The sequence below is a fragment of the Paracraurococcus ruber genome, assembly GCF_004353985.1.
Taxonomy (GTDB): Bacteria; Pseudomonadota; Alphaproteobacteria; order Acetobacterales; family Acetobacteraceae; genus Paracraurococcus; species Paracraurococcus ruber.
Map to the genome: position 1 here is coordinate 13,477 of NZ_SMOA01000070.1, position 13,813 is coordinate 27,289.

General features: G+C 72.5%; 11 protein-coding genes. 4 read left to right on the plus strand and 7 right to left on the minus strand.

The window, feature by feature from the left end:
* Window positions 1-69: 69 nt before the first annotated feature.
* On the plus strand, window positions 70-1,494 hold the full coding sequence (locus E2C05_RS14680; RefSeq protein WP_133220394.1) for an enolase-like domain-containing protein: 1,425 nt from the start codon (window positions 70-72) through the stop codon (window positions 1,492-1,494).
* On the opposite strand, the gene E2C05_RS14685 is transcribed toward E2C05_RS14680, so the two are convergent.
* The 7 genes from E2C05_RS14685 to E2C05_RS14715 form a co-directional block, all read right to left on the minus strand.
* Window positions 1,478-2,770, minus strand: coding sequence for a phospholipase D-like domain-containing protein (locus E2C05_RS14685; RefSeq protein ID WP_133220395.1), 1,293 nt, complete (start codon window positions 2,768-2,770; stop codon window positions 1,478-1,480). The two genes, E2C05_RS14680 and E2C05_RS14685, sit on opposite strands and share 17 nt — an antisense overlap.
* Window positions 2,771-2,887: 117 nt before the next feature.
* The gene (gene mdoH / locus E2C05_RS14690; RefSeq protein ID WP_133220396.1) at window positions 2,888-4,546 is read right to left on the minus strand and encodes a glucans biosynthesis glucosyltransferase MdoH; all 1,659 of its coding nucleotides are present in this window, start codon (window positions 4,544-4,546) and stop codon (window positions 2,888-2,890) included.
* 153 nt (window positions 4,547-4,699) lie between these two features.
* Window positions 4,700-5,578, minus strand: a complete 879-nt coding sequence (locus E2C05_RS14695) for an ABC transporter permease (RefSeq protein WP_133220397.1) — start codon at window positions 5,576-5,578, stop codon at window positions 4,700-4,702.
* A 4-nt stretch (window positions 5,579-5,582) separates the two neighbouring features.
* Entirely contained in the window at window positions 5,583-6,515 is a 933-nt protein-coding gene (locus E2C05_RS14700) for an ABC transporter permease (protein WP_133220398.1), read from the minus strand.
* 70 nt (window positions 6,516-6,585) lie between these two features.
* On the minus strand, window positions 6,586-7,842 hold the full coding sequence (locus tag E2C05_RS14705; RefSeq protein ID WP_133220399.1) for an ABC transporter substrate-binding protein: 1,257 nt from the start codon (window positions 7,840-7,842) through the stop codon (window positions 6,586-6,588).
* Window positions 7,843-7,856: 14 nt separating this feature from the next.
* Complete coding sequence (locus E2C05_RS14710) at window positions 7,857-8,903, minus strand: ABC transporter ATP-binding protein (protein WP_133220400.1); 1,047 nt, start codon at window positions 8,901-8,903, stop codon at window positions 7,857-7,859.
* A 358-nt stretch (window positions 8,904-9,261) separates the two neighbouring features.
* On the minus strand, window positions 9,262-9,891 hold the full coding sequence (locus E2C05_RS14715) for a NeuD/PglB/VioB family sugar acetyltransferase (protein WP_158292129.1): 630 nt from the start codon (window positions 9,889-9,891) through the stop codon (window positions 9,262-9,264).
* A gap of 87 nt (window positions 9,892-9,978) precedes the next feature.
* Between E2C05_RS14715 and E2C05_RS14720 the strand changes: the two genes are divergently transcribed.
* The 3 genes from E2C05_RS14720 to E2C05_RS33020 form a co-directional block, all read left to right on the plus strand.
* On the plus strand, window positions 9,979-10,953 hold the full coding sequence (locus E2C05_RS14720; protein WP_133220402.1) for a S1C family serine protease: 975 nt from the start codon (window positions 9,979-9,981) through the stop codon (window positions 10,951-10,953).
* A 71-nt stretch (window positions 10,954-11,024) separates the two neighbouring features.
* On the plus strand, window positions 11,025-12,632 hold the full coding sequence (locus E2C05_RS14725) for a serine hydrolase domain-containing protein (protein WP_133220403.1): 1,608 nt from the start codon (window positions 11,025-11,027) through the stop codon (window positions 12,630-12,632).
* Window positions 12,633-13,056: 424 nt separating this feature from the next.
* Window positions 13,057-13,813: adenylate/guanylate cyclase domain-containing protein (locus tag E2C05_RS33020; protein WP_192912467.1), on the plus strand; the 757-nt coding region annotated here is incomplete at its 3' end.

The window sequence follows — 13,813 nt, forward strand, 5'->3', positions numbered from 1 at the left end:
ACGCCAGGCCGCCGACAGCCTCGCCCGCCCCGGCCTGGACCGGTGGAAGGCCGGCTTCTACAAGGGTGGATGCGTTTCGCCGTGATCGCGGTGGAGGCCCGGGAATGGGCCTTCACCCTGCGCCTGCCCTTCCGGTTCGGCGCCGTCACCGTCACCCAGGGCCGCCAGGCGGTGCTGCGGTTGCGCATCCGCGACGAAAGCGGGCAGGAGGGCTGGGGCTGCGCCGCCGAAAGCCTGGCTGCCAAGTGGTTCGACAAGGACCCGGCGCTGACCGATGCGCAGAACGAGGACCAGCTGCGCCGCAGCCTGGAACTCGCCGCCGCGGCCTCGCTCGCCGCCGGCGCCAACACCGCCTTCGGCCACTTCGCCGACAGCTATGCCGACCACACGGCCGCCTGCGCCCGGGAAGGGCTGAATCCGCTGGTCGCCAGCTATGGCCGCGCGCTGCTGGACCGCGCCGCGCTGGACGCGCTGCTGAAGCGGCACGGAATGTCGGTGTTCGACGGGATGCGGGCGAATATCGGCGGCATGGTGCCGCACCCGATCGCGCCCGACCTTGCCGGCTTCGATTTTGCCCGGATGCTCGCAGGCCTGCAGCCCGCCCAGCGCCTGCATGCCCGCCACACCGTCGGCCTGGTGGACCCCATCACCGCCACCGACCAGACGGCGCGTGTCGCGGACGGCCTGCCGGAAACGCTGGCGGAGGTCGCCCATGCCTACGGCCACCGCTACTGGAAGCTGAAGGTCTCGGGCGATGTCGCGGCCGATATCGACCGTCTCTGCCGCATCGCCGCGGTGCTGGACCGGCTGCACGGCTACCACGCCACGCTCGACGGCAACGAGCAGTATGCGGATGCCGAGGGCGCGCTGGCGCTCTGGCGTGCCATCGAGGCCGAGCCGCGCCTCGCCCGCCTGGCCGCCTCCATCCTCTATGTCGAACAGCCGGTGCGCCGCGCCCGCGCGCTGGACACCGGGATGGCGGCACTGGCCGCCGCCCGGCCGGTGATCATCGACGAGAGCGACGGGCCGCTGGACGCCTTCATCCAGGCCCGCGCCCTCGGCTACTCGGGCGTGTCCAGCAAGTCTTGCAAGGGGATCTGGCGCAGCCTGGTCAACCTGGCGCGCTGCCGCGCCTGGAATGCCGATGGCGCAGGCTGCTTCCTCTCGGCCGAGGACCTGACGACCCTTCCGGGGGTATGCGTGCAGCAGGATCTGGCGCTGGTGGCGCTGCTCGGCCTCGCGCATGTGGAGCGCAACGGCCACCATTTCGTCGCCGGCTTCGCCGGCCGCCCGAAGGCGGAGGCGGTGCGCTTCCTGGAAGCGCATCCCGACCTCTACGCCGACACGCCGCGCGGCCCGCGCCTGCGCATCCGCGATGGCCTGCTGGAGATCGGCTCCCTCGCCACGCCGGGCCTCGGCGCCACCGAGGAACCGGATTTCGCCGCCATGGCGCCGATGCCGAAGGCCTTGTGGCCGCCTACAGCAGGTCGATGACCAGCCGCGACCGCTGTTCCCGCAGCCTGGGCCAGAGCCCGCGTCGCTCCCACTGCGCCAGCGTCACCGGCTTCGCCTTGGCCCAGTCGCGCTCCAGCAGCGCTTCCAGCGCCGTCGCCGTCTCCGCGCCTAGCACCACCGCGTCCACCTCGTTGTTCCAGGCGACGCTGCGGCGGTCGAGGTTGGAGGAGCCGATCGCGCTCCAGGCGCCATCCACCATCGCCAGCTTGGCGTGCAGGATCGCGCCCTGCACCTCCCGGATCTCGATGCCTGCTTCCAGCATGTCGTCATAGGCGGCGTGCTGCGCGTCCAGCGCGGTCGGGGAATCGCTGGTGCTCGGCAGCAGCAGCCGCACCCGCACGCCGCGGCGGGCGGCGGCGCGGAGCGCCCGCCGCTCCTGCCAGGTCGGCACGAAGTAGCCGGTGCAGAGCCAGATGCGCTCCCGCGCCGCCGCCATGGCCGTCATCAGCGCGACATAGTAGCGCGGCCGCCTCTCCCCCGGCGCGCTGCCCAGGATGCGCACCCGCGCCGGACCGCGCGGCTCGAGCCGGGGGAACCAGTCGCGCGGCGGCAGCTCCGGCCCGCGCTGCCGCGCCCAGGTGTCGAGGAAGAGCCGCTGCAGCTCGGCTACCGCCGGGCCTTCCAGCCGCAGCGCGGCATCGCGCCAGCACGCCGCCTGCGGATCCTCGGCCGCTGCCGCGGCCTCGCAGGAATTCTCGTAGACCTTCGCCAGGTTCACGCCGCCGGTGATGCCGGTGCGGCCGTCGACGACGGTGATCTTGCGGTGGTCGCGGTCGTTCGGTGCCCAGCCCGTCCGCGCCTCGACCGGGTCCAGCGGATTGAAGGCCAGCACCTGCGCGCCTGCCTGCCGCAAGGCGTCCAGCGCCGCCGCCGGCGTCGCGGCCGAACCGAAGCTGTCATAGATCAGGTTCACCGCCACGCCCTGCCGCAGCTTGGCCGCCAGCAGGTCGAACAGGCCCGGGCCCCAGGTGCCGGGCACCCGCACATCCTCCAGGATGAAGTATTCGAGGTGGATATGGTCGCGCGCCGCCGCGATCGCGGCGAAGACCGCGGCGATGGCGGCACCGCCGCCATCCAGGATCTCCACCCGGTTGCCCTGGGTAAGCGGCGCGCCGTCCAGCGCCTCGGTTACCAGGGCCAGGCGTTCCTGCGCATCCGCCGGCCCGTCCGGCAGCACGGGAATGGCGGCACAGCCGGCCAGCGCGCCCACCGCCAGCCCGCCCAGCCCCCGCCGCGTGATGCCCGTTGCGTCCATGCCGGGCGGAACGTCCGCCGACGGTTGCGGCTGCGTGCCGTTGCGGATCAGGACCGCGCGAGCGCGCCTTGCGTCGATGCCGGCCCCGCCGCCGCGACGAGGCGAAAGGCCGCGCCGCTACCCGGCATCGCCCGACAGCAGTTCCTCCGGCGTCGCGGCCAGCCGGCGGTCGCGCAGTTCCGCCGAGAAGCCGGGCGATGCCGTGACCACGCAGAACGGGATCGCCGCCAGCAGGCCGCCGGCGAAGGGCAGCGCCCAGCCGGCCACGCCAGCCGCCGCCAGCACGCCGAAGACCGCCAGGCCGAACAGCGTGTGCGGCCAGAGCAGCCTGGCCGCATCCGCCCAGGCCACGCCACGATCCGCGCGGTTCTGCGGCGCCCATCCCGCCCGCCGGCCGCCGAAGGGCAGCGCCAGCAGGAACATCGCCTTGTTGAAGACGCTGACGGGGTCCAGCAGCGTGGTGAACAGGATCTCCGCCGCGGCCCCGCGCAGGAAGGCCGCCCGGCCGCCATAGCGCGCGGCGAGCGCCGGGGTCAGCAGCACCTGGGCATAGCCGGCCAGCTTCGGCGCATGCAGCATCGCCCAGGTGGTGGCCAGCAGAGCCAGGAGCCAGCCATCCGGCGTCGCCGCGCCGCCGCCCGTCGCGGCGTTCAGCGCGGCGAAGACCAGCACGCCCACCCACAAGGGCGCGCCGAGGAAGAGAAGGATCGCCTGCACCAGCTGCCACCGGCCCATCGCCGTCATGCCCGGCAGGCGCAGCAGGTCCCAGTACTGCATGTTGCCCGCCGCCCAGCGCAGGTCGCGTGCCATGAATTCGGGGAGGGCGGGCGGATTGCCCTCCATGGACCCATCCTCCGCCGGCAGGCACATCACCTTCCACCCCGCGGCGTGCAGCCGCACCGCCTCCACCTGGTCGTGGGAGAGGATGGGGCGGCCGTCCGGCAGCGTCTCCAGCCGCGCATGGCGGCGGAAGGGGGCGATGCGGATGATGGCGTTGTGGCCCCAATAGGGACCGTCGGCGCCCTGCCACCAGGCCTGGCCGGTTGCCCAGCTTCGCATCCCGGCGCGCATGCCGAACTGGAACAGGCGCGGGAAGGCCGCCGTCGCCGGCCGCCCGACGATCAGCTGCTGGACGATGGCAAGCCTGGGGTCCGCCTCCATGCAGGCGACCAGCCGCAGCACGGCCGGCGCGGTCATCGCGCTATCCGCGTCCAGGCACAGCATCAGCGCGGCGTCGCCGGCATGGTTGTCGAGGAAGTCCATGACGTTGCCGGCCTTGAAGCCGATATTCTCGTCCCGCCGCCGGTAGCGCACCGCGACGCCGCCGGGCTGGAAGGCCGCGATGGCACGCTGCTCCGCCGCCGCCGCGGCAGGGTCGGTGGTGTCGGACAGGAACCACAGGGTGAAGCGGTCGGCGGCCCCCGCGGCGGCCAGCCCCTCCGCCAGCCGCCGCAGCGGCGGCAGCACCTGCGCCATGTCCTCGTTGCGGATGCAGACGGCGATGGCGGTGTGCAGGGCCGGTATCCCCGGCCGCAGCCGCCGCAGGGCCGGCAGGACCGCCGCCGGCGGGTCCCGTGCCGTGATCAGGATGGCGAAGCCCAGCAGCGCATTGGCGGCGCAGAGCGCGGTCCAGGGCGCGGTGCCGGCGAAGCAGAGCAGGAGGAGCGCTTCCCACAGGGTCCAGCCGCCGGGCGCGAGCACGCGCACCGCCAGCCATAGCAGGACCAGGGTCAGGGACAGGCCCAGCAGGGCGAAGAGGGAACGGCGGATCGGCACGTGGGGCGATTAGCGACCCACCATGGCGAAATGCGGGCCAGCGAGGGGGGAAGAGGCCCCCCTCGCATTCCCCTGGACGGGGTCCCCATGACGATGCGCGGCATCGTCATGGGGTGTCCCGAAGACCGAAGGGCCTTCGGCAAGCTCGGGTTGTTAGCCGCGCTTCAGGCGCAGGCGGCGCCACAGGGCGATGGCGGCGAAGGAGAGGGCGATCACCGCCACCGAAACCCCCGTGGTCAGGGTGCCCAGCGCATAGATCTCCGGCGTCGTCACCGTCGTCGTCAGCCCCTGCAGTTCCAGCGGCAGGGTGTTGAGGTCGCCGATCGCCTGCGACGACCGCGCGATCTCGTCCCAGGACAGGGTGAAGCCGAACAGCGCCACGCCCACCAGGCTCGGCCCGATCAGCGGCAGCACCACATGCCGGAACACCTGCCAGGGGGAGGCACCGAGGTCCCGCGCCGCCTCCTCCAGCTGGTTCGGGAACCGGTTGAACACCGCGAACATGATCAGCAGGCCGAAGGGCAGCGTCCAGGTGAGATGCGCGCCGAGGCCGGAGGTGAACAGGCCCATGGCGGTGGTGTAGCCCTCCGCCAGCCAGGTCACCTCATTCGCCTCCGCCCAGGCCTTCACCGCATCGTCGATCAGCCGGAATTCGAGCGCGATGCCGAGCGAGACGACGATGGAGGGCACGATCAGGCTGGTCACCGTCAGGTGGAACAGCAGGGACTGCCCGGGAAAGCGACGCCGGAAGGCATAGCCGGCGGAGAGCGAGATCAGGGTCGTCAGCACCATGACGGTGAGGCCGAGCTTCACCGACCGCCGGAAGGCCGCCCAGATATCCACCACCCCGACGCCATCCCACAGGATTCGGTACCAGTGCAGCGACAGGCCCTGCAGCGGGAAGGTCAGCCCGCCCTCCGGCCCCTGGAAGGACAGCACCAGGATGGTCAGCGTCGGCCCGTAGAGGAACAGGACGAACAGCGCGAAGAGCAGCGCGAGCAGCCAGAAGGAGAGCGGGCGGCGTTCCTCCATCGCCCTACAGCTCCCGCCTTATGTCGACCAGCTTCGTCATGACCGCGATCACCAGCAGCACCAGCGCCAGCAGCACCATCGCCTGCGCCGCGGCGGCCGGGAATTGCAGGTAGGACATCTGCACCTGGATCACCTTGCCGACCGAGGCGATCTGCTGCCCGCCCATGACGCCGATGGTGACGAAATCGCCCATCACCAGCACGATGACGAAGATGGAGCCGATGACGAGGCCGGGCTTCGCCAGCGGCACCACCACATGCCACACCGTCTGCCAGCCGGTCGCGCCGGCATCCCGCGCCGCCTCCAGCAGGCGGTGGTCGATGCGCATCATGCTGTTGAAGACCGGCACCACCACGAACAGCGTGTAGAGGTGGACGAAGGCCAGCACGACCGAGAATTCCGAGAAGAGCAGCCAGTCCTGCGGCTTGTCCACGATGCCGGCGCCGACCAGCACGCCGTTGACGACGCCCTCCCGCCCCAGCAGCGGGATCCAGGAGATCATGCGGATGACGTTGGACGTCAGGAAGGGCGCGGTGCAGACCAGGAACAGCGCCATCCGCATCCCGTCCGACCGGACATGGAAACACAGGAAGTAGGACACGGCGAAGCCCAGCACCAGCGTGCAGGCCCAGACCATGCCGCAGAGCCGGAGCGTCGAGATGTAGGTCCGGAAGGTGGTGCAGAGCCCGCCCGAGAGGTCGGAGCAGCCCTCGAACATCTCCACGTAGTTGCGCTGGGTGACGTCCGGCACCAGCGAGTACTCGGTGTAGTTCCACAGGCTGACGACGCCGGTCGCCAGCAGCGGGAAGACGAAGAACAGCAGCAGCACGGCCCAGAGCGGCGCCGCCTGCAGCATCGGCGCCCAGGACCGGCGCGCGGGCGGCGCGGCGGCGAGGATGGGGGCCGGCGCAACCGCCGGCCCCTCGCTCACCGACATCTGCCCATCCGATTCACGGCTCCGGTGGGATGGCGGCGTTGCCGCCATCCCTTCCGCCGATCGGATGGGGTCAGGCAGCGATGAACTCATTCCATTTCCTGACCATGTAGTCGTTCTCGTCCATCACCGCATTCCAGCAGGCGATGCCGCCCATCCGCTGTTCGTAGCTGCCGCCGTCGCGCACCGCGCCCGCCTTTTCCAGCAGCGTGCCGTCCGGCGCCTTGATGTCCTGCGCCGCCGGCTTGCCCAGCATCCAGTAGTCCCATTCGAAGGGCTGCATCGCCTTCTGCGCGGTGGACAGCACGGCGGCGTAGTAGCCCTGGCGGTTCAGGAAGGCGCCCGCCCAGCCCGACAGGAACCAGTTGATGAAGTCGTAGGTCGCGTCCAGCTTGCGGCCGGTCAGCGTCTTCGGCAGGCCGAAGCCGCCGGCCCAGGCGCGGTAGCCTTCCTTCAGCGGCTGGTAGATGCAGGGCACGCCCTTGCTGCGCACCGCCGTCACCGCCGGCGACCACATGGACTGGATGACCACCTCGCCGGAGGCCATCAGGTTCACGCTCTCGTTGAAGTCCTTCCAGAAGGCGCGGAACTGGCCGGCGCGCTTCGCCTCGGTCAGCACGCGCATGGTCAGGTCGATCTCGGCCCGCGTCATGTTGCCCTTGTCGGCATATTTGTGCTGGCCGGTCGCCTCCACGACCATGGCCGCGTCCATGATGCCGATGCTGGGGATGTTCAGGATCGAGGCGCGGCCCTTGAACTGCGGGTTCAGCAGCTCCGCCCAGCTGTCGATCGGGCGGCCGATCCGGTCCGGCCGGATGCCCAGCGTGTCGGCGTTGTACACGGTGGGGATCAGCGTCAGCCATTCGGTCTGGCCATTGGCGAAGCTCTTCGCCTCCCGCCCCGGCAGGTAGCCCACCTTCCAGGGCGCGGTACCCTGGCCGCCGATCTTCTTCCCCGCGATCTCGCCCTTGGTGAAGACCGTGGTGATCTCGTTCACCAGCTTGATGCGCTTGGCATCCATCCCGACCAGATTGCCCGACGGGATGATCTTCTTCAGCATCCAGTACTCGGAATCCAGGATGTCGAAGCTGTTCGGCTGGGTCACCGCCCGCCGCACCACGTCGTCCGAGGTGACGGGCACGTATTCCAGCGTGATGCCGAGGTCTTCCTTGACCTTCTCCTTGATGCCCTGGTGCTGGTTCACTGCGGTGCCGACATAGCGCAGCACCACCGCGCCCTGCGCATGCACCGCCGGCGCCGCCAGCCCCGCGGCCGCCATCCCGCCCGCCGCCTGCAGCGCCGCGCGCCGCGTGAAGCCTTTTCCGTTCATCGTCCCCCTCCTCCTCAGGCGCCGCCTTCAAGCGGCCGCGTATCGGCCTCGTCCCAGGCCAGATGCACCGGATCGCCCGGGGCCACCGGCCGCGCATGCAGCGCCGCCTCGGTCAGCGCGACGGTGAACTCTTCCCCGCCCGGCCCGGCCAGGGTCACGCCGAAGCCGGTGCCGGTGTATTCCACGCCGGTCACGGTGGCGGGCTGGCCGGCGGCGGCGAACTGCGTGCGATCGCTGCGCACCGCCACCAGCCTTCCGTCGCCCAGCGTGAAGACATTGTGCCCGCCCATGAAGCGGGCGGCGAAGGCGGTGCGCGGGCGGTCGAAGATCTCCTCCGGCGTGCCCTGCTGCTCGATCCGGCCGGCGCGCATCAGCACCACATGGTCGGCCAGCGCCAGCGCCTCGTCCTGGCTGTGGGTGACGTGGACGAAGCTGATCTGCAACTCCCGCTGGAAGCGCTTCAGCTCCGCCCGCACCCGCCCGCGCAGGAAGGGGTCCAGCGCCGAGAGCGGCTCGTCCAGCAGCAGCGTCGCCGGGTTGGTCACCAGGGCGCGGGCCAGCGCGACGCGCTGCTGCTGCCCGCCCGAAAGCTGCGCCGGCATCCGCGCCGCATAGGTGTCCATCTCCACCAACCGCAGCGCGTCATGCGCGCGGGCGTGGCGGTCCGCCTTGCCGGTGCCGCGCATCCGCAGGCTGAAGGCGACGTTGTCCAGCACGCTGAGATGCGGGAACAGCGCATAGGACTGGAACATCATCGCGGTGCCGCGGCGGGCCGGCGGCAGGCCGACGATGTTCGCGTCGTCCAGCAGGATGTCGCCGGTGGTCGGGTGCTCATGCCCCGCCAGCAGCCGCAGCGTCGTGGTCTTGCCGCAGCCGGACGGACCGAGGAGGCAGACATAGCTGCCGGCGCGGATGCGCAGGTCCAGCGCATCCACGGCAATCGCGCCGCCCGGAAAGCGCTTGGTCACCGCGGCGAATTCGATGGCGCCGCGCGCGGGCGCCGCGGGGCCGCGGATGGGTACGGTGCCGTGCAGGTCGGCGATCTCCCAATGAAATTCCATCGATGGCCCGGCGTGGCGCGGGTCGGTCCATCCGGCGTCCAAGCATCATGCGTGCCATGCAGGCGGCAACGGAAGCACGCCATTGGGAGGATGAACGAGCCTTTCCACGCAGGCCAGACGCCAGCACGACCGGGCCGCCGACGCATGGCGGACGGATGAAATCCAGGTCACGCAAAATGGCCCGGTGGGGCCGGCACAGCCCTCGCCGCCTGGCTCCGGCGCCTGCTGCTTGGGCAGCCGCGCCGCGTCGCACCGCTCGCCCGGCGATCCGCCGGGGCACCGGCAAGGCGGCCGCATGGCACGCCCGCCGCCAGATCTGGCGACGGGCGGGACCCGCCCCGGCCCGCCCCGGGGCCATTCACCCCGGCAGTGGCCGGGCCGGCACGCCGGCCACCACGGCGCCGGGCGCCACATCCTCGGTCACCGCCGCGCCGACGCCCACCACCGCGCCGGCGCCGATCGTCACATAGGGCCGGCAGGCGGCGCCGGCGCCGACCAGCGCCCGGGCACCCACCCGCACCCCGCCCGGCAGCACGCTGCCGGGACCGCAATGCGCGCCCTCCTCCAGCACCACGTCATGCTCCAGGATCGCGCCGGTATTGACGATGCAGAAGCGGCCGATCCGGGCGGCGGCGCCCAGCACGGCACGCGGCAGCACCACCGTGCCTTCGGCCACCTCGGCGCTGCCGGCCCGGACCGCGGCGGGGTGGACCAGCACCGGGAAGCGGAAGCCCAGGGCCGCCAGCCGTGCCGCCGCGGCCAGCCTGGCCGCCGGGTCGCCGATGGCGATGCAGGCCAGCCCCACCCCCCCGGCCCGCAGGCCGGGCAGCACCGCCTCATCCCCCAGGACCGGCACCCCCAGCATGGCGGGCCCCTTCGGCGCGGCGTCCACCAGCCCGGCCAGGTCGTAGGTCCCCAGGTCCCGCAGCAGCTCGATCAGCGCCCGGCCATGGCCGCCCGCGCCCAGCATCACCAGCCTCTCGGCCATTCCGCCATCTCCCGCGTTGGCGAAGCCGCCGGATGGGCCGATATTGGGTCCTTGGGCAACCCCCCGGGGCGGAGCGGACCGAGACGCATGGCGAGCAGCGAATGGGAAATCCCGTCGGACCTCCAGCCGGATCCCTCCGAGCATGAGTTCGACCTGGACCAGGTGCTGCGCTCCGTCGTCGGCGTGAAGGCGCTGGTCCCGCCGGATGCCTTCACCGCCCAGACGCTGGGGACGGAGCGTGCCGGCAGCGGCGTGGTGATCCGCCCGGACGGGCTCATCGCCACCATCGGCTACCTGGTGACCGAGGCGGAGACGATCTGGCTGACCACCCATGACGGCCGCGCCATCCCGGGCCATGCGCTGGCCTACGACTTCGAGACGGGACTCGGCCTCATCCAGGCGCTCGGCCGGCTGAACCTGCCCGCTTTGCCGGTCGAGACCGGGGAGGCGCCGAAGCCCGGCGAGACCTGCGTCTTCGCCAGCGCCGGCGGCCGCAAGCACGCGCTGCGCTGCACCATCGCGGCCCGGCAGGAATTCGCCGGCTACTGGGAATACATGCTGGATGCGGCGATCTTCACCGCGCCCGCGCATCCCTCCTGGGGCGGGGCGGGGCTGATCGGCGGCCAGGGCACGCTGATGGGCGTCGGCTCCCTCGTCATGCAGCAGCAGGATGGCAAGGGGCGCCGGGTGGACCTCAACATGGTGGTGCCGGCCAGCCTGCTGCCGCCCATCCTGGGCGACCTGCTGTCCTATGGCCGCCCGAACAAGCCGGCGCGGCCCTGGCTCGGCCTCTACGCGACCGAGGACGAGAGCGGCGTCGTGGTCTCCTCCATGGCCCGCAACGGCCCGGCGCAGAAGGCCGGGGTGCATGAGGGCGACCGGGTGCTGGCGGTGGACGGCACCCGGGTGACGGACCTGCCCGGCCTGTGGCGCGCCCTGTGGTCCAGCGGCAATGCCGGGGCCAAGGTGCGGCTGACCATCGGGCGGGACGCCGCGCCGCGCGACCTGACCGTCACCTCCATCGACCGCCGCAGCTTCCTGAAGGCGCCGCGGCTGCACTGACCGCGCCCGCCGCGGACGCGACCCACGCCCGACGCACCCGCACCCGCAGCGCCTGCACAGAGGGGTTCGCCATGACCGACCTGGACCTGCTGGCGCTGCGCCGCCGGGCCCGCCGCCTGCTCGCGCCCTGGGACCGCCCGGGCTCGCCCGGCGCGACGCTCGGCCTGGTGCGGGACGGCGCGCTGGTCCTGCAGGAGAGCGCGGGGGAAGCCAGCCTGGAGCTGGGCGTGCCGATCGGGCCGGGGACCAGCTTCCGCATCGCCTCGGTCAGCAAGCAATTCACCTGCGCGGCCATCCTGCTGCTGGCGCGGGAGGGCCGGCTCTCGCTCGAGGACGATGTGCGGGACCGGGTGCCGGCCCTGGCGGCGCTCGGCACCCGCGTCTCCATCGACCAGATGATGCGCAACGCATCCGGCCTGCGGGACATGCTGGAGCTGATGCGGCTGTCCGGCACCGACCTGTCGCATCCCGCGACGCCGGCGCAGATCCTGGCCATGGCGGGCCGCCAGCGCGGGCTGAATTTCGCGCCCGGCACGCGCTTCCTCTACTCCAACACCGGTTTCATGCTGCTGGGCCGGATCGTGGAGCAGGCGGCGGGCGCGCCGCTCGACGCGGTGCTGGAACAGCGGATCTTCGCCCCGCTGGGCATGACCCGCACCCGCCACACGCCGCTGCTGCGCGATGTCGTGCCGCGGCTTGCCACCGGCTACCTGCCGGACGGGGCGGGCTTCGTCCGCGCCCAGCACGGCTTCCCCCTCGGCGGGGAGGGCGGCCTGGTCTCCTGCGTCGAGGACCTGGCGATCTGGGACCGCAACCTCGCCACCGGACTGGTCGGCGGCGACTGGCTGCACGCGGCGCTGACCGAACGGGCGCCCTTCGAGAATGGCCGGCTCAACATCTATGCCCGCGGCCTGGAGGTGACGGAATATCGCGGCCTGCGGACGGAGAACCATGGCGGTTTGTGGCCCGGCTACCGCACCTGCTTCCTGCGGGCGCCGGGGGCCGGGGTGACCGCCATCGTCATCGCCAACCATGGCGGCATCGATGTCCACACGCTGGGCCACCGGCTGCTGGATGCGGCGCTGGAAGGCCGGCCGGGCCTGCACCCCCTGCCCGCCTTGCCGCCGAAGCCGTCGCTGGACCCCCTGGCCGGCCGCTGGCTGGAGCCGGAGACGGGCGCGACGCTCGAGATCGAGATCGCGGCGGATGGCACGCCGATGGCGAACCAGCATGGCCAGCCCTTCGCCCTGGCGGCGGGGGAGGATGGCCGGCTGCATGCCCGCCGCGGCATCTACCCCTTCGCGCTGACAGTCCCGGAAGGCGATGCGCTGCTGGTCGAGACCGATGCCGGCAGCGTCACCCGCTATCGCCGTGCCGGGGAGGGCGGCGCGCCGCCCGAGGGGCTGGCAGGCACCTGGCGCTGCGAGGAGCTGGACGCGACCTGGACCGTCGCGCCGGCAGACGACGGCCTGGCCGTGCAGGTCCGCGGCCCGGTCAGCGCCAGCGGCCCCTGGCAGGTGCTGCCGGTGGAGGGCGACTGCTTCCGCGTGCTGACGCCGGCCACGCTGTTCCAGGGCTGGGTGGATGCCAAGGCACTGCGCGACGCGGCGGGGCGCCTTGCCGGCTTCGCCGTCACCGGGTCCCGCGTGCGGGGCATGCGCTTCACCCGAGCGGGCTGATCCGCGGCGGGGCCGCGCGCCTGCCGGTCGAACCTGGCGTCCCGCACGGCTTTGCGAGGACCGGCGGCATCCACGACCCGGTGCCTGCCGGCGCCGTCCGCGCAAGGGCGGCGGGATTTCCGCGCTCGGCGACGAAGGCCAGAACGCTTCCGGTGCGAACCGCACCGATACTCCGCCCCGCCGGCCCGGTCCGGCCCCGTGCATGATGCGCGCAGGGCCGCCGCATCCCGTCGCCGGCGGGCGGCCGGCGCCATGCCACCTGCCGCCGGAGGGACCGGCAGGATGCAACCGGCGCGTGACCACCGTTCCGGTGCGTGACGATGCGGCTGCGAAGCTTTGCCCAAGCGAAGTTTGCCCAAGCGAAGCGCGCGCCATATCGTGCCGCCGGCTCAGCTCGAAGCCTCCTCGCGCAGCGGAGTGCCGGATGCAGTGTGACGCCTGCGGCGAGGCGAACCCGGCGTCGCACCGCTTCTGCCAGGGCTGCGGCGCGCGGCTGCCGCAACCCTGCCCCGGCTGCGGCGCCCCCACCCGCGCCGGCGCGCGTTTCTGCGGCGCCTGCGGCACCAGCCTGGCGCCGCCGCGCGCCGATACGCCGCGCGCGGCGTTCCGCCGCGTGCAGGTGATGGAAGGCGAGATCAAGCCGGTCACCGTGCTCGTCTCCGACCTCGTGCGCTCCACCGAGCTGGTCGCGGATCTCGGTCCCGAAGCGGCGATGGGCCGCCTGCAGCCGGTGCTGGAACAGATGTGCGCGGCGGTCGAGCGCTCCGGCGGCACGGTCATCGCCGGCCTCGGCGACGGCATCGTCGCGCTGTTCGGCGCGCCGCGGGCGCAGGAAGGCCATGCGCTGCGCGCCTGCCATGCGGCGCTGGCGATCCGCGACGCGGTCTGCGGGCTGGGCCAGGACCTGGCGGTCCGCACCGGGCTGCATTCGGGAGATGTCGTGGCCGACATGCCGACGGACGGCCTGGAGCGCGACCTGAATGCCTATGGGATGACGCTGCACCTCGCCAGCCGGCTGCCGGCGGAGGCGGAGCCGGGCGGCATCTGCCTGACCGAGGCCTGCCGCGCCCTGCTGCCGGATGCCTATGCGCTGGCGCCGATGGGCCCGCGCCGGCTGCGCGGCGTGCCGGCGCCGGTGGTCCTGCACGCGCTGCTCGGCCCGCGGCCCGGCGGCGCCGCGC